Here is a 22,037-nt window from a genome sequence, read left to right on the forward strand (position 1 = left end):
GCCCCACATGTGCTTACGCCGGCGTGGTCTCCATCACCTTGTCGAGCGTCACGGGCAGGTCGCGCACGCGCACGCCCGTGGCGTGATATACCGCGTTCGCAATCGCGGCGCACACGCCCGTAATACCGATTTCGCCGATGCCGCGCACGCCGAGCGAATTGATATACGGATCGGGCCGGTCGAGAAAGGTAATGTCGAGCGTGCCAATGTCCGCGTTCACCGGCACGTGATACTCGGCGAGGTTCGCGTTCGTGAAGCGCCCATAGCGCGTATCGAGCGAAGACGCCTCCTGCAACGCGGCGCCCACGCCCCACACAATGCCGCCGAGCATCTGGCTGCGCGCCGTTTTTTCGTTGAGCACCCGGCCCACGTCGTACACGGCCACGACGCGGGGCACGCGAATGGTGCCGAGGTCCGCGTCCACCTGCACCTCGACGAACACCGCGCCGAACGAGTGGAACGAGTATTTCTGCTTCTCGTCGCCCGGTTTGACGGTGGCGTTCGCCTCGATCGGCTTGCCGCCGGCGCGCGCGATGATCGCCGCCGCCGGATCGCGCCTCGCGGGCTGCGAGCGGCTCGTCACCCAGCCGTTTTCCACAGTGATGTCGTCGGGCGCAAGGCCGTGCACGGGCGACGCCGGGTCCGCCAACGCCAGCGCGATCAGTTGAGCGCGCGCCTGATTCGCGGCCTCGCGCACGGCCGGCGAAACGCTTGCCGCGGATTGCGAGCCGCCCGACACCGGCGCCTTCGGCAGCGTCGAATCGCCGAGCGCGAAATGGATGTTTTCCGGCGCGAAGCCGAGCGCGTCGGCGGCGACTTGTGTCATTACCGTGTAAGTGCCGGTGCCGATGTCCTGCGTGCCCGACGCGATCATCGCGGTGCCGTCCGGCAGAATCCGCGCCATCGCCCCGGCTTCGCTGCGATTGGCCGGATAGGTGGCGGTGGCCATGCCCATGCCGATCAGCGTGTGGCCGTCGCGCATGGAACGTGGCGCGGGACTGCGCCGCGACCAGCCGAATTTTTCCGCGCCGATCTGATAGCACTCGCGCAACGACTTGCCCGACCACGGTTTGTGTTCCTGCGGATCGGCCTGCGCGTAATTCTTCAGGCGCAACGCGAGCGGGTCCATGTGCAGCGCGGCCGCGAGTTCGTCCATCGCCGATTCGAGCGCGAACGAGCCAGTCGTCTCGCCCGGCGCGCGCATGAAGGTCGGCGTGCCGACGTTGAGCGGCACGAGCCGGTGCGTGGTGACCTGATTCGGCACCGCGTACAACATGCGCGTGACCATGCAGCAGGTCTCGGTCCAGTCTTCGATTGTCGAGGTGTTCGAGATGCTGTCGTGACGCATTGCGGTCAGCGTGCCGTCGCGTCGCGCGGCCAGCACCAGGTGCTGTTCCGTGTGCGGACGCGAGCCGACCGGCCCGAACATCTGCGGGCGTTCGAGCACGAGCCGCACAGGACGTCCCGTTTGTTTCGCGGCCATCGCGCACAGCGACACATGCGACCACGACGAGCCCTTGCAACCAAAGCCGCCGCCGATGAACGGCGAGATCACGCGCACGTCGCCGGGTGGAATGCCGAAGGTCTTCGCGACGGCCAGCGCGTCGCCGCTCACGCCTTGCGTCGAATCGTAGAGCGTGAGTTGCGGGCCGTCCCAACGCGCCATGGTGGCGTGCGGCTCCATCGGATTGTGATGTTCGAAGGGCGTGGTATAGGTGACATCGATATGCACCGCGCCGCTCTTCATGCCGTCTTCGAAGCTGCCGCGCCGCGTATCCGTTTCACGTCCCTGCGGCTTGTCGGGCGCATGCGCGTTCGGCTTGGCCTTGTCGAAGTCGAGCGTGGCGGCGCTCCGCTGATACGTGATGCGCAACTGACGTGCGGCGTCGGTTGCATGTTCGAGCGTATCCGCGACGACTACCGCCACCGGCTCGTTGTTGTAGTGCACCTCGTTGTCCTGCAACAGTGTGAGGCGACGCCCCGCCGGCGGCGCCAGCGGCGACTTGCCGCCGTTCGGCAGCCGCAACGCGTTCTCGTGCGTCATGACGAGCAGCACGCCGGGCACGGCTTGCGCGCGGCTCGTATCGATCGAGGCGATCGTGCCGCGTGCAATCGTGCTCGTGACGAGCACCGCATGCGCGAGCCGCGCCTCCGGAAATTCGGCGGCATAGCGTGCTTCGCCGGTCACTTTGAGCAGACCGTCGGTGCGGTCCAGAGGCTGACCGATCATATTCATGCGACACCTCCCACGCGGCCCGCGGCCTGATTCACCGCGCGCACGATCGCGCGCTGCGCGAGCGCGACCTTGAAGCGGTTGTCGTGGAGCGGCCGCGCATCGCGTAACGCGGCGGCAGCGGCGCTGTTCAGCGTGTCAGGCGTGAGCGGCTGTCCGTCGAGCATCTGTTCCGCGGCGCTCGCGCGCCACGGTTTGTGCGCGACGCCGCCCAATGCGATGCGCGCGGTCCGCACGCGGTCGCCATCCATTTGCAAGGCCGCCGCCACGGAGACCAGCGCAAAAGCGTAACTGGCGCGGTCACGCACTTTCAGATAGTGCGAATGCGCGCTGAAAAGCGGCGGCGGCAGGTCGACCGAGGTGATGAGTTCGCCGGGCCGCAACGTGGTATCGACGTCCGGCCTGTCGCCCGGCAGCCGATGAAACTCCGCGAACGGAATGCCGCGCTCGCCGGCGGGGCCGCTCACGCGCACCACGGCATCGAGCGCGGCCAGCGCGACGCTCATGTCCGATGGATTCACCGCCACGCACTGCGTGCTCGCGCCGAGAATCGCGTGCACGCGGTTGTGTCCTTCGAGCGCCGCGCAACCGCTGCCCAACACGCGCTTGTTGCACTGGGAGAACGCGGTGTCGTAAAAGTATCCGCAGCGGGTACGTTGCAGCAGATTGCCGCCGACCGTCGCCATATTGCGCAATTGCGACGACGCGCCCGCCAGAAACGCCTGCGACAGCAGCGGATACTGCTCGCGCACCAGCGCATGATTGGCGGCGTCGCTGTTGCGCACGAGCGCGCCCATGCGCAGGCCGCCGTCGGGCAGCGTCGCGATCGTGTCGAGTCCGCAGATATGCGTGATGTCGATGAGCCGCACGGGCCGCTCCACGCCGCCCTTCATCAGATCGAGCAGATTCGTTCCGCCGCCGATAAATACCGCGCCCGGTTGCTGCGCGGCGCGCACTGCGCCGGCGACATCGGCGACGCGCTCGTATGAAATCGCATCCATGCTGGTCGCTCCGTCACGCGTTGCCGTGGTCAGTCATGCGGTGGACGATGCTGCGCACATTCGCCGCCTGGCCGCCGCCTTCATGCGCCGCGCGTATCGCGGCCACGATGTTCGCGTAGGCGCCGCAGCGGCAAATATTGCCGCTCATGCGTTCGCGGATTTCGTCGTCGGAAAGTCTGGCTGGACGTGTGCGGACATCGGCTGTGACGACGCTCGCCGTGCCGTTGCGAAATTCGTCGAGCAAGGCCGTCGCCGAACACAATTGTCCCGGCGTGCAGTAGCCGCACTGAAAGGCATCGTGTTCGATGAACGCGCGTTGTACCGGACTCAATACGCCGTTGCTCGCGAGTCCTTCGACCGTGGTGATGGTCTCGCCTTCGTGCATGACTGCGAGCGTGAGGCACGAGTTGATGCGGCGTCCGTTGACGATCACCGTGCATGCGCCGCATTGTCCGCGGTCGCAGCCTTTCTTCGTGCCCATGAGGCCGGCGTACTCGCGCAGCGCATCGAGCAGCGTCACGCGCGGTTCGAGTTGCAGCGTGTAGGCGCGGCCATTGACGGTCAATGTGACGGGGCGCGGCGGTACGGAATCGGGCACTCGCGCGGCCGGCGCGGCCGGTGTTTGCGCATCGGCGCGAAGGTGCGGTGCCGCACCGACAGTTGCCGCGGCAGCAGCCGATTGTAGAAAGCGACGACGCGAAGGTTGAAGCAAGGCGGCTGGTTCGTCGCCTGAGTCCTGACATTCGTTACGTGTGGTCATGACGTTCTATTGACTCCGCTGAAAGGTCAATGCAGGCTGACGATGCGTCGGTATCCGAAGCGTCGCGCTCCAACAGTCGAGGGTAACAAACTCAGCGCAGTTGCGTGTACAACGGTATCGCAAAACGGTATTGCGAAAATCACGGAGACAGCAAGATGCCATTAACCAATCGGGCCAGGTCCGCGCTTCCTCTTGCAACTATCATCGCGTTCGGCGTGAGCGCCTGCCACGGCGGCCACGACAATCCGCCCGCACCACAAGCAAACGTGCTGCCGGCTTTCATCGCCGGCAGCGTGAAGACGCAGACTTATGACGGCAATACTGACGACCTGCTCACGGCGGGACTCGGTAAAACTGGCCTGGCTTCAGCGACCGCACCCGCCATTGCGAACGCCGCGCAACCGACCGCCGCCGAGTTGCGGCGCCTCGCCATCTGGTCGAACTATCGCGCGCTCGTCGACATGACGGCGAACGGCGGCTATGGGCGCTTCTGGGGACCGAATGTCGATCTGAACGGCAATGACACGTTGGGCGAAGGCAAAATTGCCGGGAAGGAATATCTCGCCTTCGCCGACGACGGCAGCGGCAAGCAGAACGTGAGCCTGCTCGTGCAGATTCCGGCGAGCTTCAATGCGAATCAACCGTGCATTGTCACGGCGACGTCATCGGGTTCGCGCGGTGTGTATGGCGCGATTTCCGCAGCGGGCGAGTGGGGCCTCAAGCGCGGCTGCGCGGTGGCGTATACCGACAAGGGTTCGGGCAACGGCGCGCATGAACTATCGACGAATCGCGTGACGCTGATCGACGGCACCTTGCAGGATGCGAGCGTGGCGGGCAAGGCGAGCGTCTTCACGGCGAATCCGGGCAACACCGATCTCGCGACCTACAACAGCAAATTCCCCAACCGCTATGCGTTCAAGCACGCGCATTCGCAGCAGAACCCGGAGGCGGACTGGGGCAAGAACACCTTGCAGGCAATCCAGTTCGCGTATTGGGCGCTCAACGATTCCTATGGCGCGCTGAACGGCTCGACACGCACCGTGCGCTATACCAGCGGCAGCATTACGACGATCGCCGCATCGGTGAGCAATGGCGGCGGCGCGTCGCTCGCGGCGGCGGAACAGGACACCTCGGGGCTCATTACCGCGGTGGTGGTCGGCGAACCGCAAATCAACGTGCGCGTGCCGGCGCAAGTGTCGGTGTCGCAGGGCGGCGTGCCGGTCGGCGCATTCGGCAAGCCGCTCGCCGATTACATGACGCTCGCGAACCTGCTTGAGCCGTGCGCGGCGCTCGCGCCCGCAGCCGCCAATGCGCCGTATCTGAGCGCGTTGCCGCTTGCGACCACCACGGCCATTCGCACCGCGCGATGCGCGACGCTCGCGGCCAACGGTGTCATCGCCGGAACCGATACGACCACGCAGGCAATCAACGCGCTCGCGCTGTTGCATCAGAACGGCTACGAGACCGACTCCGATGTGCTGCATGCGCCAATGTGGGACTCGCAAGCGGTGCCGGCGGTCGCCGTCACGTATGCGAATGCGTACGCGAAGGCGAGCGTGACCGACAATCTCTGCGACTTCAGTTTCGGCACGACCAGCTCGACCGGCGCAGCGGGCGTGACGCCGGCCGTCTCGCCGATGCTCACGGTGTTCGGCAATGGCAACGGCGTGCCGCCGACGAACGGCATCAACCTGGTCTATAACGCGGGCACGGCGGGCGCATTCGATCACCGCCTCGCCACCGTCGATGCGAGCTATACGGGCGCGGCCTGTTTGCGCACGCGGTGGACCAGCGGCGCGCTGACGACGAGCGTCGAGGCGATCAAGGTGAATGCGAATCTGCACGGCAAGCCGACCATCATCGTGCAAGGCCGCGCCGATGCGCTGGTGCCGATCAATCATGCCTCGCGTCCCTACTTTGCGACGAACCAGCTCGTGGAAGGCGCCGCGAGCAAGCTGTCGTTCTACGAAATCACGAACGGTCAGCACTTCGACGCGTTCCTCGGCGTGGCGGGCTTCGATTCGCGCTTCATCCCGCTGCATTACTACAATCTTCAGGCGCTCAATCTGATGTGGAGCCATCTGAAGAACGGCGCGCCGCTGCCGCCGTCACAAGTGGTTCATACGGTGCCGCGCGGAGGCACGGCCGGCGCCGCACCCGCCTTGACGACAGCCAATCTGCCGGCGATCGCGGCGAACCCCGGCGCCAATGCGATCACAGTGGCGAACGGCGCGGTGAACGTGCCGAACTGATTGCACGCATGATGCTCAGCGCGAATCGCGCGCGCCGCGACGGCATGGCGCGCGTGATCGCGTTTTCCAATGCGACGGGCAGGAATGAACGATGCTGCGCCCAGCACGAATCAAGCGCGTTCAGAGGACAGCCGATGCAGTTCGACTACAGGCATTTCCACATCGATTGCCGGGCACGCCATGCGGACGAAGGCATGTACTACGCGCGTGCCCGCATCACGCGCGTGCCGCAGAACGACGAACATGTCCCCTCGCACGATTCCGGCGACATCGACGCTTTCACGAACGAGGCCGACGCGATTTCGTGCGCGCGGGCGTGGGCGATGGAATGGTGCGATGAGGTGTCGGATGCGGCGTCTAAAGCGGCGTCTAAAGCGGCGTCTAAAGCGGCGTCTAAAGCGGCGTCTAAAGCGGCGTCTAAAGCGGCGTCTAAAGCGGCGTCTAAAGCGGAGTCTAAAGCGGCGTCTAAAGCGGAGTCTAAAGCGGCGTCGAAATAGCTCGCGTTGCAGGGAGGATGTGCCGTGGCGAAGCTGCGCATTGCGACATTCAACATCAACGGAATCCGTTCGCGTCAGGCCGCGTTGCTGCACTGGCTCGAACGCGAGGCGCCGGACATTGTCTGCTTGCAGGAATTGAAGGCCGCCGATAGTGCATTTCCCACCGACGCCGTGCGCGAGGCGGGCTACCACGCGATCTGGCATGGCCAGAGCGCATGGAACGGCGTGGCGATTCTGTCGAAGGGCGACGCGCCGCTGGAAAGCCGCCGCGGCTTGCCCGGTTTCGAGGACGACACGCATAGCCGCTATCTGGAAGCGGCTGTCGGCGGCCTGCTCGTGTGCTGTCTTTATCTGCCGAACGGCAATCCGCAGCCCGGTCCCAAGTTCGACTACAAGCTCAAGTGGTTCGACCATCTGCTGGAGCATGCGGCGAAGCTGGTGAAGAGCGGCCATCCGGTCGTGCTGGCCGGCGACTTCAACGTCGTGCCCACCGATGAAGACATCTACAATCCGCGCTCATGGCTGAAAGACGCGCTGTTGCAGCCGGAAAGCCGCGAACGCTATCGACGCCTGCTCGCGCAAGGCTGGACCGATGCGCTGCGAACGCATTTCGGCGATGAGCGCGTGTACACCTTCTGGGATTATTTCCGCCGTCATTGGGACACCAATTCGGGCTTGCGCATCGACCATCTGCTGCTGAGTCCGGACCTCGCGCCGCGTTTGCGCGACGCGGGCGTGGACCGCTGGGTGCGCGGCGAGCCGCACGCGAGCGACCACGCGCCGACATGGATCGAACTCGACATGGGCGCTGCGCGCCGCAAAAAACGTAGCGAGTGACGCTGGCGAATCGCTGGCCAATCTTTAGCGGATCGTTAGCGGATCGTCGTCGAACCCGGTGCCGGATGCAAACGCGCCGCGACCGCGGGAATCGCCGAACTCGCGGGCGAGCTGTCGTCTATCGACGCGCGGCCGCCGTCGTGGAAGAACGCCAGTTCCGCCGCTTTGTTCATCACGAGGATGCTGATGCGCCGGTTCGTCGGTTCGTCGACGACATTGCTGTTGAGCGGCAACACGTCCGCGAGGCCGCGCACCTGCAACAGTTTTTCGCCATGCATGCCGCCCGAAACCAGCGCGCGGCGCGCGGCGTTCGCGCGCTCCGACGACAACTCCCAGTTCGAATAGCCGACCGGTCCGCCGGTGTACGAAACGGCGTCCGTATGACCTGCAATTGAGATGCGATTGTCGACGTCGTTCAGCGCCGCGCCGATCTGCGTGAGGATCGCGACCGCATACGTTTGCAGCTTCGAGCTGCCGGACGCGAACATCGGGCGGTTCTGCGAATCGACAATCTCGATGCGCAGCCCTTCGTTCGTGATCGAAATGCGGATCTGATCCTTGAAGGCCTTCAACGCAGGCGTCTGGTCGATCAACGAGATCAGCTTGTCCTTGAACTGCTGCAAACGCGCGGTGTCCGCGGGCGCGACGGTCGGCGCGGCATTGACCGGCGGCGCGGGTTCGATCTGGCTGCGCTTGCCGTCGCCGGGACGCGTGTCGGTCATGTCGCGGCCACCGCCTTGAATGACGCTCGGCCGCGCGGCGGCTGTGCCTTCATTGCCGCCGAGCAGGCTCGACAGCGGCGTGTTGAAGTAATCTTCGATGCCCTGCTTGTCGAACTTCGACGTGGAGCCGAGCAGCCACATCAGCAGGAAGAACGCCATCATCGCGGTGACGAAATCGGCGTACGCGATTTTCCATGCGCCGCCATGATGCGCGGCGTGCGCTTCGCCCTTCTTCGAGCGGCGCACGATGATCGGCGCTGGCGGCTCCGGCTCTTGCGAGCGTGATCGTCTTTGCGTCATCACGCCACTCCGCTTGCGGCCTTCGGCGTCTTGGTGGCGCGCACCGCGTCGTCGAGTTCCTGGAAGCTCGGGCGATCGGCGGTGAACAGCACCTTGCGGCCGAACTCCACGGCGATGGGCGGCGCATAGCCGGACAACGAAGCGAGCAGCACGGCCTTCACGCACTGATACGGCTTTGCTTCGGCGCGGCCCTTCGCGGTCAGCAGATCGGCGAGCGGGCCGACGAAACCATACGCGAGAAGAATGCCGAGGAACGTGCCGACCAGCGCGCCGGCAATCATCTCGCCGAGCACGGCCGGCGGCGCGCCGATGGAGCCCATCGTGTGAACCACGCCCATCACGGCGGCGACGATGCCAAATGCGGGCAGGCCGTCGGCCATCTTCTGAATCGCATTGGCGGGTACCGACGCTTCCGCGTGATGCGTGGCCAGCTCTTCGTCCATCAGGTCCTGCACTTCGAGCACATTCACATTTCCGCCGGACATCATGCGCAAATAATCGACGATGAAGTCGAGCAGATGATGATCGCTCAACACGTGCGGATACTTCTGGAAAATCACGCTTTCCTGTGGCGCGAAGACATCGGCTTCGAGCGACATCATGCCTTCCTTGCGTGCCTTCTGAAGCAGCTCGTAAAGCAGCGCGATCAGTTCCAGATACTTGTCTTTCGTGTAGCCGCCGCCCTTGAAACACGACGGAATCGCCTTGAGGGTTTTCTTCAGCGTGGCCGTCGGATTGCTCACGACGAATGCGCCGATTGCCGCTCCGAAAATGCACAGCAACTCGAACGGTTGAATGAGAGCCGGCAAATGGCCGCCCACGCCAACAAAGCTCCCAATCACGGAGCCGATCACCAACACCCAGCCGATTGCGACAAACATTTTCTCTCCGTTATCTTGCGCGCCGCACGTGCGAATAGAACAGGCCCTGATTCAAGGGCTTTTGCGTGCGTCGCTGTATTTCCGCATGTACTGGTAAACGGCGCGGGCAGCAGATGCTGAAGGTGGCGGCACGAACGAAACGGAAAAAATTCACGAGATGGTTAATGCGGCGGGACGGCATCGGTAAAAGCGCCCGCACCTTTTTACCGATTGCTCTGCTAGCATGCAATGCGAGAACGTCGTGCGTTGCGCAACGGTAGTCGAGCCTCGGTGGCTAACCTCACCAATAAGAATGGAGATGAGCATGAAAGCCAGCACCATTGCCGAACGCGAGGCCCGCGGCCGTGCTGCCCGCGAAAAGTCGAAGCGATCGAGCCATAAAACGGTGGGCACGTTCGAGCGTGATCCGATCGAGCTTCTGAGGCAGAGCAGCGAAGGCCGCGTGCAAAACCTCGTGCCGCTGCGCTATGGGCGCATGGCCGTCTCGCCGTTCACGTTCTTTCGCGGCACGGCCATTCTGCAGGCTCACGACCTGAGCAAGGTTCACGACACCGGCTTGACCATGCCCATCTGCGGAGACGGGCATCTGATGAATTTCGGCGGCTTCGCCACGCCGGAGCGTCAGCTCGTATTCGATCTGAACGATTTCGACGAAGTGTCGGTGGGTCCCTTCGAGTGGGATCTGAAGCGCCTCACCGCGAGCCTCGTGATCGCCGCGCGTCATATGCGTTTGAGTCGCGGCACCGCGGAAAATCTGGTAATGACCGCGGTCGGCGAATATCGCAACCGCATGGCGCAATACGCGCAAGCCGGCGCGCTCGAACTCTGGTACGAGCGCATCACGTTCGACCGCATGGCCGAGACCGCGTTGACGCCGGAGCGCCGCCGCGCCGTGCGTCGCGGCATGGAAAAGGCCGCGAGCCGCACGCACGAGAGCCTGTTCGAAAAGATGGCCGAGCGCGACGGCGATCATTGGGTGATTCGCGATGCGCCGCCCGCGCTCTTTCACGTGCTCGGCGCGAACACGCTCTTCACCGCCGAAGAGGCCAACGAACTCAAAGGCGGGCACGCGCGCAAAATTCTCGAAGCCGTGTGGAGCGACTATATGAAGACGCTGTCGCACGACCGTCGCGAATTGCTCGCGCATTTCACCTTGCAGGACACGGTGTTCAAAGTGGTGGGCGTGGGCAGCGTCGGCACGCGTTGCACGGCGATGCTGCTCGTCGATCATCAGGACAAGCCGCTTTTCGTGCAGATGAAGGAAGCGCGGCCTTCGGTGATCGCCCGCTATTACAAGTCGGCGGCCGTCAAGCATGAAGGCGAACGCGTGGTGCAGGGACAGCGCATGTTGCAGGCCGCGAGCGACATCTTTCTCGGCTGGGCGACGAGTCCGCTCGGGCGGCATTACTACTTCCGCCAGTTGCGCGACATGAAGCTGTCGGCCAACGTCGAACTGTTCGACACTGACCTGCTGACCGGTTACGCGCAGCTATGCGGCTGGGTGATGGCGCGTGCTCATGCAAAGGCGAGTGGCCAGGCGGTCGAGGTGAGCGCGTATATCGGCCGCGGCGACCAGTTCGCGGAAGCGTTGACCTCCTACGCCACGAGCTACGCGGATCAGGTGGAACGCGACTACGACGTGTTCCTCAAGGCATGCCGTAGCGGTGCGCTGGAGGCGCGCTCGGACGAAGACATGGCGGCCGATTTCCGCATGTGAGCTTGATGGGAGAGCTTCAGGGGCGAACTTCATGGGCGAACTTCAGGGGCGAGCCCCATGAACTCAGCGCGATGAATCCTCGGCTCGCGCTTCGCGCAGCGTGACGAAGCGCAGTTGCTGCCGGCGCGCCGCAGCGAACACCTGCGGCAGCACGGCGAGAATCAGCGGTGTTCCGTCGGCGGTCAATGCGGCATTGCCGTCGTGCAGAAGCAGAATGTCGCGCGCCGCGAGGCCGTCGAGCAGCCGTCGCGCCACGCGTTGCGGATCGCGCTCGCGCGTGTCGTAGCCGCGCCGCGTCCACGCCGCGAGCCTCAGGTCCAGCTTGCGCAGCACCGGTTCGAGAAAGATGTTGCGCAGTCCGGCGGGCGCACGAAAGAACAGCGGCCGCTCGCCGCTCACGTCTTCGAGCGTGCGTTGTGCAGCGCTGATCTCACGCGTGAGGGCACGCGGAAACGTCACGGAAAATGTGTGCACGTGAACCTGCGAATGATTTTCGAGCGCATGACCGCGCGCGACGATCTCACGTGCGAGTTGCGGATAGCGCCGCGCCTTTTCGCCAATGCAGAAGAACGTGGCGCGCACGCCGGACGCGTCGAGCAGATCGAGAACTCGAGGCGTGACGACCGGGTCGGGACCGTCGTCGATGGTCAAGGCGATGGCGTCCGCGTTGCGCGCGCCGGCGGGCAGGCGCGTCCAGTTGGGTCCGAGCAGCGACGTGCGCGGCAGCAGGCCGGCCACCGTGAAGATAGCGTGGTTCGCAATGAGGGCCGCGAGCCACCATGCCCACGCGCGAGGCGCGAGGAGCCAAGCGGCCAGCACGAAAACGTGCCAGGCGGCGGTGGCGGTGAGCATGGCGGGGTAGCTGGTTTTCGGCCAGCGGCGCAGCGGTGTCGCGCGGGCGTCGTGGGGCGTAAAGAGTTGGGTCATCAGGCGTGCTTCCGGTAATCGTTGCGCGCGCCAGGCAAGTCGCCGCGCGCAACGCCGAACGATACCATTGATGAACGAGCCGGCGCGCGCGCCGGGAGCAACCGCAACGAAAGCGCGTTCGCTTGACCGCGTAAACGTCACGCTCGCCGCGTTTGTCGTCGGCGGGACACTGCGGTATGGTGCGAAGCGGACCAGCAAACGAGGAGACATGTCGTGACCGTAACGGAAATCAGCAAGGTGGCATTGGTGACGGGCGCGGGCAGCGGCATTGGCCGCGCCTGCGCGCTGCGTCTCGCGCAGCAGGGTTATCGCGTCGTGCTCGCGGGCCGGCGACAGGCGGCGCTCGATGCAGTCGCCGAAGAAGCGCAATCGCATGGCGGCGAAGCGCTGGCGGTCTCGTGCGACGTGACGGACGCGAGCAGCGTCGCCGCGCTGTTCGACACGATCCGCGAGCGCTATGGACGGCTGGACGTGCTGTTCAACAATGCGGGGCGCAACGGCTCGCCGGTCGACATCGACGAACTCGATATCGACGAATGGCGCTCCGTGGTCGATACCAATTTGACCGGCGTGTTTCTGTGCACGCGCGCCGCGTTCGGTCTGATGAAAACGCAAAGTCCGCGCGGCGGCCGCATCATCAACAACGGCTCGATTTCGGCGCACGCGCCGCGGCCCAACAGCGCCGCCTACACGGCGACCAAGCACGCGATCACCGGCCTCACGAAAGCCGTGTCGCTCGACGGCCGTAAATACGACATCGTGTGCGGGCAGATCGACATCGGCAACGCGGCCACGGAGATGGCCGGGCGCATGGCGCGCGGCGTGCCGCAGGCGAACGGCGAGATCGCCGCCGAACCGCTGATGGACGTCCAGCATGTCGCCGATGCCGTGCTGCACATGGCGCAATTGCCGTTGTCCGCGAACGTGCAGTTCATGACCATCATGGCCAGCAAGATGCCGTTCGTGGGCCGCGGTTGACCGCGCTCCGCCGGGAGCGCGGCGCGGGAGATCAACTTATACTGAGCGCTTTGCAGCCCGCGTTTTGCAGCTTGTTCACGTGAAGTCATCCGCCGTGCCGCGCGCCATCTCCAAGGACGACCCGAAGCCCGTGCCGCCCGTCCAGCCCGATCTGGAAGAGTGTTGTCATAGCGGCTGTTTTCCCTGCGTGTTCGATCTGTACGACGAGGCGCTCACCCGCTACGAAACCGCGCTGGCGCAATGGCAAGAGCGGCAAGCGCAACATGCTGTTGCTTCAGCGAATGCAAGCAAGCCAGACAAGTCACGCAAGCCACGCAAGCCCGGCAAGCGCCGCTAGAACGCCGCGTGCTTTGTGCTCCATGCCGCGCGCCGCGGCCCTCAATCATTCCGTCATGACCGACCTTCACTCCGCGCCCGTCGAACCGTTCAGCGAATCGCACACGCTCGACGATCTCCACGACTTCGTGCAACGCTATCCGCGTCTCTTCGTGCTGACGGGCGCGGGCATCAGCACGGATTCCGGCATTCCCGGCTATCGCGACGACAACGGCGAGTGGAAACGCTCGCCGCCGATCACGCTGCAGGAATTTCTCGGCGCCGACGCCATGCGCCGCCGCTACTGGGCGCGCAGCATGGTCGGCTGGCCGGTCGTCGCGCGCGCGCAGCCGAACGCCGCGCATACGGCGCTCGCGCGCCTTCAGGCCGCGGGACATGTGCCATCGCTCATCACGCAGAATGTGGACGGTTTGCATCAGCGAGCCGGCATGCGCGACGTGATCGAACTGCATGGCGGCATCGACGGCGTGATCTGTCTTGACTGCGGCACGCAGCATTCGCGCGCGTCGATCCAGCAGACGCTCGAAGCGGACAATCCCGCGCTGCTGGACGTGAGCGCCGAAACCGCCGCCGATGGCGACGCGCATCTCGAATGGCACGATCTCGCCGCGTTTCGCGTGCCCGCGTGCACGAACTGCGGCGGCTTGCTGAAGCCGGCGGTGGTGTTCTTCGGCGAAAGCGTGCCGCGCGAACGCGTCGAAGCGGCCTCGCAGGCGCTCGACGCCGCCGACGCGGTGCTCGTGGTCGGTTCTTCGCTGATGGTCTATTCGGGCTATCGCTTCTGCGTGTGGGCGCAAAAGCAGCGCAAGCCGATCGCCGCGATCAATCTCGGGCGCACGCGCGCCGATCCGCTGTTGTCGCTGAAAGTCGCGGCGCCGTGCGCCGATACGCTGACGGCACTGGCCGCCTGGCTAGCGGTGGATTAAACCGCGATTCGCACGAACTCAATCAATCCGGACACAACCTGACCATGACCAACTCTGTTCCGTCGATGCGGCAACACTCGCCCTCCGCCGAGCGCAATCGCGAACCGATACTCGCGGTGTTGCGCGCGGTATTGCCGGCCACGGGCCGCGTGCTGGAAATCGCGAGCGGCACGGGTCAACACGCAATCTGGTTCGCGAGCGCGATGCCAGGACTCGACTGGCAACCGAGCGATGCCGACGCCGAGGCGCGCGAGTCGATCGCCGCCTGGCGCGCGCACGACGCGCCGCCGAACCTGCGCGCGCCGCTCGCGCTCGACGTCCATCAAGCGGATTGGGGCGTGGGCGCGCTCGATGCCGTGGTCTGCATCAACATGATTCACATTGCGCGGTGGAGCGCTGCGCAGGCGTTGTTCGCAGGCGCAAGCCGTTATCTGCGGGACGGCGGTGTACTGTATCTGTACGGCCCGTACAAACGCGGCGGCGCGCACACGGCGCCGAGCAACGAAGCCTTCGACCGGCAATTGCAAAGCCGCGATCCGGCATGGGGCGTGCGGGACATGGAGGCGGTCGCGGCGCTCGGCGCATCGGCGGGATTCGCGTGCGACGAGCCGCTCGCGATGCCGGCCAACAATTTCAGCCTGGTCTTCCGCAAGCGGGCGGCGCAGGCGCACTGAGCGCGCGCAACGAGGCGCGACGCCGCTTTGCTTGCCGGATAACGAGCGGCAAACCGGCATTTCTTTTATGCTTTCACCCTCGACGTCCGGCCGAGCTTCTTTCCGGCGCGGCGTCACGACACTTTTGGACACTGGAGAATTCACATGGGCAAACAGGCAATCGGCGTGGTGGGGCTGGCGGTCATGGGCCGTAATCTGGCGCTCAACATCGAAAGCCGCGGCCACGCGGTGTCGGTCTACAACCGTAGCCGCGCAAAAACCGACGAACTCATCGCCGAATATCCGGACAAGAAGCTGGTGCCGGCGTTCACGCTGGAAGAATTCGTGGACTCGCTGGAAAAGCCGCGCCGCATTCTGCTCATGGTCAAGGCCGGCGAACCGACCGACGCGACCATCGCGTCGCTCAAGCCGCTGCTGGACAAGGGCGACATTCTGATCGACGGCGGCAATACGCATTTCACCGACACGATCCGCCGCAATCAGGAACTGGCGAAGGCCGGCCTGCATTTCATCGGCACGGGCGTGTCGGGCGGCGAGGAAGGCGCGCTGAAAGGTCCGTCGATCATGCCGGGCGGACAGCGCGACGCCTACGATCTGGTCGCGCCGATCCTCACCGAGATCGCCGCGAAAGCGCCGGACGGCGAGCCGTGCGTCGCCTACATGGGTCCGGACGGCGCGGGCCACTTCGTGAAGATGGTGCATAACGGCATCGAATACGGCGACATGCAGCTGATCGCGGAAAGCTACGCGGTGCTCAAGCAGGTGGCCGGTCTGTCGAACGAAGAACTCGGCAAGGTCTACACCGAGTGGAATCAGGGCGAACTCGACAGCTATCTGATCGAAATCACCTCGAAGATTTTCAGCAAGAAAGACGACGAAACCGGCAAGGATCTCGTCGACGTGATCCTGGATCGCGCGGCGCAGAAGGGCACCGGCAAGTGGACCAGCCAGAACGCGCTCGACCTCGGCGCGCCGCTGCCGCTCATTACCGAAGCCGTGTTCGCGCGCGTGCTGTCGTCGCTGAAGGATCAGCGCGTGGCGGCGAGCAAGGTGCTGGACGGCCCGAAGGCGAAGCCGCTCGGCGCCGGGCGCGACGAGTTCATCGAGTCGGTGCGCCGCGCGTTGTACTTCAGCAAGGTCATCTCGTACGCACAAGGTTTCGCGCAATTGCGCGCGGCATCGGAAGAGTACAAGTGGGAACTGGATTTCGGTACGATCGCGAAGATTTTCCGCGCCGGCTGCATTATCCGCGCCCGCTTCCTGCAGAAAATCACCGACGCCTACACGACCAACAAGGCCATCGCGAATCTGCTGCTCGACCCGTATTTCCGCGACATCGCGAGCAACTATCAGTCGGCCTTGCGCGACGTGGTGATCGCCGCGATCAACGCGGGCGTGCCGGTGCCGGCTTTTGCGTCGGCGGTCGCGTATTTCGACGCGTATCGCTCGGAGCGTCTGCCCGCGAATCTCGTGCAGGCGCAGCGCGACTTCTTCGGCGCGCATACGTTCGAGCGCACCGACAAGCCGGGCAGCTTCCACGCGAACTGGAGCTGAGGCGTCTCGTGTGAATGCCCCGCTGTCTGCGCGGCGGCGAGTGCGCGGCGCGGCGGCGCGATGAATCGACATGCTTCGGGCGATTATTGCCCGAAGCTATGAAAGGGATAGGTAAGGGCGGAAATCAGACCCGGACTATTGCAATTTCCGGAATAGAGTTTCGTCGAATCAGGGGTTTCCCCTAGATGTGCGCGCTCCTAAACTTCTGTTCATGCGCTAGGGACAACACAGCCCGAAGCGAATCACAACAAGTTCTGGAGGTTATACATCATGAAGACCCTTATCTCTGCTGTCGTCGTCGCCGCTGCTCTGGCCGCTCCGGTCGCTTCGTTTGCCCAGTCGAACCAGCCCGTCACCCGCGCTCAGGTTCGTGCCGAGCTGGTCCAGCTCGAAAAGGCAGGCTATAACCCGGTCGGCGACCATGTCGACTACCCGGCGAACCTGCAAGCCGCTCAAACTCGCGTCGATTCGCAGAACGGCACCGCGCAAGCCGCGGCTCAAGTGGCGAACAGCGGCTACGGCGCACCGATCGCCGGCACGTCGCAAGCTGGCCGCCCGATTGGCAGCAACGACCGCAACTCGGTTTATTTCGGCAACTAATCGAGCCGAATTCGACGAAAGCGCCGCCCGGCTGAGCCGGACGGCTGCTGAAAAAAACGCCGCCAAGGTTCTGACCCTGGCGGCGTTTTGCTGTTTACGCGCTCGACGAACCTGTTCGATCCAGCCCGTCGCCCGCTCGGCGAATCGACGAGGGCGCGGCCGCTACTCGCGCGCGCAGCCTCAATGCAGGATGCGAGGCCGGCCGATGTCGTCGAAAAGCGCGCGGCTCGGTTCCAGCGCGAGCAGCCACGTTTCGTCGTAGACGCTGAGATTGTCGAGCGCCTCGCGCAGCCGCTCGATCGCGAGCGCCGGAATTTCGACGCGCGCCTCGACGCCGCCCGTCAGTCCCGCGACGCTCGCGAGCTGCACGAGCGCGTCGGCGGCTTCGGCGACATCGGCTGCGAAAATGAGGTGCGTGTTCAGCAACTCGGTCAGTCCTGGCGACGCCGCGACGTCGTCGACGTTGAGTTGCACCGCCAGAAAGGTGGCTTTGTTCATCCTCGACTCCTTTCGGGATTCCGCTCGTTGTTGTTCGCGCCGGCGCGGCGCAGCAAGGGGCAGTATAGGCGAGGGCCGCGAGGTTTCAATGCTCACACCATTGCCTGAACATGGCGGCTGAACACGGCGGCTGAACACGGCGGCTGAACACGGCGCGCCACGCGAGAAGGGCGCGGGACGCGACTTATAATGGGCGTTCCAAACGTGGGCGCGGGCGCTTGTCGGCGGCGCGCCATCTCCGGCTGACAATGCGATCGGCGCTGCGCGCGGCGGCGTCTTTACCGAGTGGCTTTGCAACTAACCATGAAGATCATTCGCAGCAAAAGCTTCACCGCGACGCGCGCCTGGGGCGCGCTCGACATCGCCAATATGGGCGGCATCACCACGCGTCTGCATTGGACCGATCAGCCGTACAAGTGGCACGTGAACGACGGCGAGGAAGTGTTCGCCGTGCTGGATGGCCGCGTCGAGATGCGTTATCGGGAAGATGGCGTCGAGCACGCGGCCATGCTCGAAACCGGCGACGTGTTTTACGCGTCGGTGGGCACGGAGCATGTCGCGCATCCGGTCGGCGCCGCGCGGATTCTCGTCGTCGAGGCCGAGGGCAGCGTCTGAGCGCCGCCGGAAGCGGTCCCGCACACGGCGGCCGCGATTCGCTCGGGACGCGGCACATGAAATGCTCAGGCATCGATTGGAGACGTTCGCATCAAAAGATGGAATCAGAAAATGTCGAGGAAAATCACATGACGAGACCATGGCAATTCACGGGGACGCCCTGTGCTGCGCGCCGTTCGGCGCCGCGCCTGCTGGCGGTTGTCGCGCTCGGCGCGATGCTCAACGGCTGCACAAACATGCCGTGGGAGAACACGCCGTTCTACGGCAATACGCAATCGCGGCCCACCACGCTCAGCACCGTGTCGGTGCCGGCCGGTTTCTACCGTGTCAATCCCGGCGACTCGCTGGCGAGCATCGCCTCGGCCTATGGGCATAGGCCGCAGGACGTCGCGAACTGGAACGGCTTGCCGGTCAACGCGGCCGTCGCGCCCGGCCAGGTGCTGCGCGTTTCCCCGCCGATGGCGTCTGGCAGTGTCGTGTCGCCGCCCGTCGCCGTCACGCAGGGCGGCCCGAATCCGCCACCTAATGCACCTAACGCACCTAACGCACCGACGGTGTCCGGAGCGCCGCAACAAGGCGTGCTGCAATGGCCGCTGCGCGGGCCGATCCTGAAGACGTTCGCGGCGGGCAGGTCGAACGGCATCGTGATCGGCGGGCGCGCCGGCGATCCGGTCAAGGCTGCCGCGACCGGACGCGTCGTGTATGCCGGTTCGGGCATCGAGGCGTATGGCCCGCTCATCATCATCAAGCACGATGACTCGCTGATCACGGCGTATGGGCAGAACAGCACGCTGCTCGTCAAGGAAGGCGATGCCGTCGCGCAAGGGCAGACCATCGGCGAAGTGGGCGTGGACAGCCGGGGCGTCGCGTCGATCCAGTTCGAAGTTCGCCAGAACGGCCAGCCGGTCGATCCGCTCGCATGGCTGCCGAGGTCGGGCGGCTGAACGAAGCTGCCGAAGGCGCAATTTTGGCGCGGCTACTGCGAGAGCCGCGTGAATTGAATACACTGTGTGGCTCACGAGCCGGCGCCATTCATGCCGTTCCCACGGCGTGAAGCGCATGCGCGGCGATCACTCGCCGGACGACCGGCCTGGCCTCTCACACGAAAGACGCACAGGGACACACCATGATCGATTTACGCAGCGATACCGTCACCCGTCCGACTCCGGCGATGCTCGCGGCCATGTCGGCCGCCGAAGTCGGCGACGATGTCTGGGGCGACGACCCCACCGTGCTGCGTTTGCAGTCGGCGCTCGCCGAACGCGCCGGCAAGGAGGCCGGGCTGTTCTTCCCGAGCGGCACGCAAAGCAACCTCGCGGCGCTCATGGCGCATTGCGCGCGCGGCGACGAATACATCGTGGGCCAGTTGGCGCACACCTACAAATATGAAGGCGGCGGCGCCGCGGTGCTCGGCAGCATCCAGCCGCAGCCGCTCGAAAACGCCGCCGACGGCTCCATCCCGCTCGAAAAAATCGCGGCCGCGATCAAGCCGATCGACAACCACTTCGCGCGCACGCGGCTGCTGGCGCTGGAGAACACCATCGGCGGAAAAGTGCTGCCGGCGGGTTATGTCGCCGAAGCCGTGCAGCTTGCGCGCGAACGGGGCTTGTCCGCGCATCTGGACGGCGCGCGCGTCTACAACGCGGCCGTCGCGTCGGGCAAGCCGGTCGCGGCGCTGTGCGAGCCGTTCGATTCGGTGTCGATCTGCTTCTCGAAGGGTCTCGGCGCGCCGGTCGGCTCGGTGCTGGTCGGCAGCCGGGCGCTGATCGAGGTGGCGCACCGCTGGCGCAAGGTGCTCGGCGGCGGCATGCGCCAGGCGGGCGTGCTCGCGGCGGCGTGTCTGTACGCGCTGGATCACAACGTGGAGCGTCTCGCCGACGACCACGCGAACGCCGCGCATCTCGCGGCGGGTCTGGAAGCAATCGATCAGGTGAAGGTGCAGTCGGTCGCGACCAACATGGTGTTCGCGCAGTTCGCGCAGCAGCATTGCGCGCCGCTCGAAGCGTGGCTCAAGGAGCGCGGCATCCTCACGCAGATGCTGTACGCGTCGCGTTTCGTCACGCACAAGGATGTGTCGCGCGAAGACATCGACACGTTTATCGCGGCGCTGAAGGCGTATTTCGCCGCGCATTGATCCGGCTGTATGGAAGGCGCGATCGAGCCTTCGGAAAAACGGGCGCGCTGTCCCACTGCGCGCCCGTTTTCATTTCATCGACGCCTTCACCTGCACGCCCGAGCGATGTGACGGCGCGAACAGCCGCAGCCCGCTCGCGAGACTCGCCGCGCCCGCGAAAAAGGCGCCCGCGCCGAGCGCGAGCGTCGGGCCATGACGGCCTGCAATCCCGAAGCTCAACGCGACCAGCGCCGCGCCCGTGGTCTGGCCGAGCAGCCGCGCCGTCGCGACGATGCCGCTCGCGCCGCCGCTGCGCTCGGGCGGCGCGCTGGCCATCAGCGCTTTCAGATTCGGCGATTGGAAAAAGCCGAAGCCCGCGCCGCAGATCGCCATGCGGATGCCGATGTCGAGCACCTGCGGATGCGCCGGCAATAAGGCGAGCGAGGCCATGCCGGCCGACAGCACCGCCAGACCGATCGCGCCGAGCAGGCCCGGCGGATAACGGTCGGACAGGCTGCCCGCGAACGGCGCGGCCAACGCGACCACGACCGGCCACGGCGTCATCAGAAAACCCGTTTCGACCTGGCTTCGATGCAGCACGCCCTCGAAATAGAAAGGCAGCGAGACGAACGCGAGACCTTGCGCGGCGAACGAACACACGGCAGTCAGCGCGGAGAGCGCGAACACGGGCCGCTTGAAGAGATCGACGGGAAGCATGGGCGCCGGGTGGCCGGCTTCGCGGCGAATCAGCAGAAAGCCGAATATCAGCGCGAGCGCCGCGGCGCTCAGCACGAGTTGCGTCGAGGCGCGCTGCGCCGCTTCGCCGAGCGCAAAGATCAGCGCGGCGAAGGTCACCAGGTTGAGCAGCGCGGCAAGCGGATCGAAGTGGTGCGTGCCGCGCTCGGTGTGCGGCAGCGCGGGCCACGCGAAAGCCAGCGCGAGCACGCCGAGCGGCACATTGACCGCGAACAGCCACGGCCACGAAGCAACCGAGAGGATCAGCGACGCCACCGTCGGTCCCACCGCGAACGACACGCCCACGATCAGCGCGTTGGTGCCGAGTCCGCGCCCGAGCCGGTGCGGCGGATACAGAAAGCGGATCAGCGCGGTGTTGACGCTCATGATCGCGCTCGCGCCGAGGCCTTGCAGCGCGCGCGCGCCGGCGAGCAGCGGCAGCGTGGGCGCCATCGCGCACGCGAGCGAGGCCAGCGTGAAGAGCGCGATGCCGCCGATATAAATCCGCCGATGCCCGATGATGTCGCCGAGCGCGGCAAGCGGCAGCAGCGTGGCGACCATCGCGAGCTGATAGGCGTTGATGATCCACACAGACGCAGCGGGTGCCGCGTGCAGATCGCCGGCGATGGCGGGCAGCGCGGTGTTGGCGATCGCGGTGTCGAGCGTGGCCAGCGTGACCGCGAGCATGATCGCGGCCATTGCGCGGCGGTTGGCGGCGGACATCGGAACATCCGCGGGAAAGGGCGGCGCGGGGACGGCGCTGGGCTTGTCGGGCAAGGTGTGGCTCGGCGGGTTGGACATGCGTATTGAAGACGGATTGAGGCGTCGCATCGTCGGGAAGATGCGGTGTGAGCGGCAAGCCTGCGGCAAATCGGAAGGCG

General features: G+C 65.3%; 21 protein-coding genes. 13 read left to right on the forward strand and 8 right to left on the reverse strand.

The window, feature by feature from the left end; all coding sequences use genetic code 11:
• Nucleotides 1–13: 13 nt before the first annotated feature.
• Genes VOM14_RS21525 through VOM14_RS21535 form a run of 3 tightly spaced genes read right to left on the reverse strand, consistent with a single transcriptional unit; the run spans nucleotide 14 to nucleotide 3,994 of the window.
• A complete protein-coding gene (locus tag VOM14_RS21525; protein ID WP_327630766.1) occupies nucleotides 14–2,236 on the reverse strand; it encodes a xanthine dehydrogenase family protein molybdopterin-binding subunit in 2,223 nt (740 codons plus the stop codon).
• Complete coding sequence (locus VOM14_RS21530; RefSeq protein ID WP_327630767.1) at nucleotides 2,233–3,234, reverse strand: FAD binding domain-containing protein; 1,002 nt, start codon at nucleotides 3,232–3,234, stop codon at nucleotides 2,233–2,235. The genes VOM14_RS21525 and VOM14_RS21530 overlap by 4 nt, the downstream gene beginning before the upstream one ends.
• A 13-nt stretch (nucleotides 3,235–3,247) precedes the next feature.
• Nucleotides 3,248–3,994 (reverse strand): 2Fe-2S iron-sulfur cluster-binding protein, encoded by a 747-nt coding sequence (locus VOM14_RS21535; protein ID WP_327630768.1) that lies wholly within the window; start codon nucleotides 3,992–3,994, stop codon nucleotides 3,248–3,250.
• A 155-nt stretch (nucleotides 3,995–4,149) separates the two neighbouring features.
• Between VOM14_RS21535 and VOM14_RS21540 the strand changes: the two genes are divergently transcribed.
• From VOM14_RS21540 to VOM14_RS21550, 3 genes are all read left to right on the forward strand, one after another.
• Nucleotides 4,150–6,246, forward strand: a complete 2,097-nt coding sequence (locus tag VOM14_RS21540) for a D-(-)-3-hydroxybutyrate oligomer hydrolase (protein ID WP_327630769.1) — start codon at nucleotides 4,150–4,152, stop codon at nucleotides 6,244–6,246.
• 134 nt (nucleotides 6,247–6,380) lie between these two features.
• Complete coding sequence (locus VOM14_RS31460) at nucleotides 6,381–6,743, forward strand: hypothetical protein (RefSeq protein ID WP_442955572.1); 363 nt, start codon at nucleotides 6,381–6,383, stop codon at nucleotides 6,741–6,743.
• A 24-nt stretch (nucleotides 6,744–6,767) separates the two neighbouring features.
• Nucleotides 6,768–7,580, forward strand: coding sequence for an exodeoxyribonuclease III (locus tag VOM14_RS21550; protein ID WP_327630771.1), 813 nt, complete (start codon nucleotides 6,768–6,770; stop codon nucleotides 7,578–7,580).
• A gap of 35 nt (nucleotides 7,581–7,615) precedes the next feature.
• Here the strand turns inward: VOM14_RS21550 and motB are convergent, their stop codons facing one another.
• Together motB and motA are read right to left on the reverse strand one after the other, a co-directional pair.
• A complete protein-coding gene (gene motB, locus VOM14_RS21555; RefSeq protein ID WP_327630772.1) occupies nucleotides 7,616–8,602 on the reverse strand; it encodes a flagellar motor protein MotB in 987 nt (328 codons plus the stop codon).
• On the reverse strand, nucleotides 8,602–9,483 hold the full coding sequence (motA, locus tag VOM14_RS21560; protein ID WP_327630773.1) for a flagellar motor stator protein MotA: 882 nt from the start codon (nucleotides 9,481–9,483) through the stop codon (nucleotides 8,602–8,604). The genes motB and motA overlap by 1 nt, the downstream gene beginning before the upstream one ends.
• Nucleotides 9,484–9,787: 304 nt before the next feature.
• On the opposite strand from motA, the gene VOM14_RS21565 reads away from it, so the two are divergent.
• Entirely contained in the window at nucleotides 9,788–11,200 is a 1,413-nt protein-coding gene (locus tag VOM14_RS21565) for a DUF2252 domain-containing protein (RefSeq protein WP_327630774.1), read from the forward strand.
• A gap of 63 nt (nucleotides 11,201–11,263) precedes the next feature.
• Here VOM14_RS21565 and VOM14_RS21570 read toward each other — a convergent pair whose 3' ends face one another.
• On the reverse strand, nucleotides 11,264–12,127 hold the full coding sequence (locus VOM14_RS21570) for a polysaccharide deacetylase family protein (protein WP_327630775.1): 864 nt from the start codon (nucleotides 12,125–12,127) through the stop codon (nucleotides 11,264–11,266).
• Nucleotides 12,128–12,340: 213 nt separating this feature from the next.
• Here VOM14_RS21570 and VOM14_RS21575 point away from each other — a divergent pair, with 213 nt between their 5' ends.
• From VOM14_RS21575 to VOM14_RS21600, 6 genes are all read left to right on the forward strand, one after another.
• A complete protein-coding gene (locus VOM14_RS21575) occupies nucleotides 12,341–13,105 on the forward strand; it encodes an SDR family oxidoreductase (RefSeq protein ID WP_327630776.1) in 765 nt (254 codons plus the stop codon).
• A 79-nt stretch (nucleotides 13,106–13,184) separates the two neighbouring features.
• Complete coding sequence (locus tag VOM14_RS21580) at nucleotides 13,185–13,442, forward strand: oxidoreductase-like domain-containing protein (protein ID WP_327630777.1); 258 nt, start codon at nucleotides 13,185–13,187, stop codon at nucleotides 13,440–13,442.
• A 55-nt stretch (nucleotides 13,443–13,497) separates the two neighbouring features.
• On the forward strand, nucleotides 13,498–14,367 hold the full coding sequence (locus VOM14_RS21585) for an NAD-dependent protein deacetylase (RefSeq protein WP_327630778.1): 870 nt from the start codon (nucleotides 13,498–13,500) through the stop codon (nucleotides 14,365–14,367).
• A gap of 44 nt (nucleotides 14,368–14,411) precedes the next feature.
• Entirely contained in the window at nucleotides 14,412–15,041 is a 630-nt protein-coding gene (locus tag VOM14_RS21590) for a DUF938 domain-containing protein (RefSeq protein WP_327630779.1), read from the forward strand.
• Between the two features lie 144 nt (nucleotides 15,042–15,185).
• A complete protein-coding gene (gene gndA / locus VOM14_RS21595) occupies nucleotides 15,186–16,595 on the forward strand; it encodes an NADP-dependent phosphogluconate dehydrogenase (RefSeq protein WP_327630780.1) in 1,410 nt (469 codons plus the stop codon).
• 270 nt (nucleotides 16,596–16,865) lie between these two features.
• Nucleotides 16,866–17,195, forward strand: a complete 330-nt coding sequence (locus VOM14_RS21600) for a DUF4148 domain-containing protein (protein WP_327630781.1) — start codon at nucleotides 16,866–16,868, stop codon at nucleotides 17,193–17,195.
• A gap of 180 nt (nucleotides 17,196–17,375) precedes the next feature.
• Here the strand turns inward: VOM14_RS21600 and VOM14_RS21605 are convergent, their stop codons facing one another.
• A complete protein-coding gene (locus tag VOM14_RS21605; RefSeq protein WP_327630782.1) occupies nucleotides 17,376–17,693 on the reverse strand; it encodes a hypothetical protein in 318 nt (105 codons plus the stop codon).
• A 303-nt stretch (nucleotides 17,694–17,996) separates the two neighbouring features.
• On the opposite strand from VOM14_RS21605, the gene VOM14_RS21610 reads away from it, so the two are divergent.
• From VOM14_RS21610 to ltaE, 3 genes are all read left to right on the forward strand, one after another.
• Nucleotides 17,997–18,308, forward strand: a complete 312-nt coding sequence (locus VOM14_RS21610) for a cupin domain-containing protein (RefSeq protein WP_327630783.1) — start codon at nucleotides 17,997–17,999, stop codon at nucleotides 18,306–18,308.
• A gap of 128 nt (nucleotides 18,309–18,436) precedes the next feature.
• Complete coding sequence (locus tag VOM14_RS21615; protein WP_327630784.1) at nucleotides 18,437–19,252, forward strand: peptidoglycan DD-metalloendopeptidase family protein; 816 nt, start codon at nucleotides 18,437–18,439, stop codon at nucleotides 19,250–19,252.
• 182 nt (nucleotides 19,253–19,434) lie between these two features.
• On the forward strand, nucleotides 19,435–20,442 hold the full coding sequence (gene ltaE / locus VOM14_RS21620; RefSeq protein ID WP_327630785.1) for a low-specificity L-threonine aldolase: 1,008 nt from the start codon (nucleotides 19,435–19,437) through the stop codon (nucleotides 20,440–20,442).
• Nucleotides 20,443–20,511: 69 nt separating this feature from the next.
• Here the strand turns inward: ltaE and VOM14_RS21625 are convergent, their stop codons facing one another.
• Nucleotides 20,512–21,879 (reverse strand): MFS transporter, encoded by a 1,368-nt coding sequence (locus VOM14_RS21625; RefSeq protein WP_327630786.1) that lies wholly within the window; start codon nucleotides 21,877–21,879, stop codon nucleotides 20,512–20,514.
• Between the last annotated feature and the right edge of the window lie 158 nt (nucleotides 21,880–22,037).

It is taken from the genome of Paraburkholderia sp. MPAMCS5 (assembly GCF_036016995.1).
GTDB lineage: Bacteria > Pseudomonadota > Gammaproteobacteria > Burkholderiales > Burkholderiaceae > Paraburkholderia.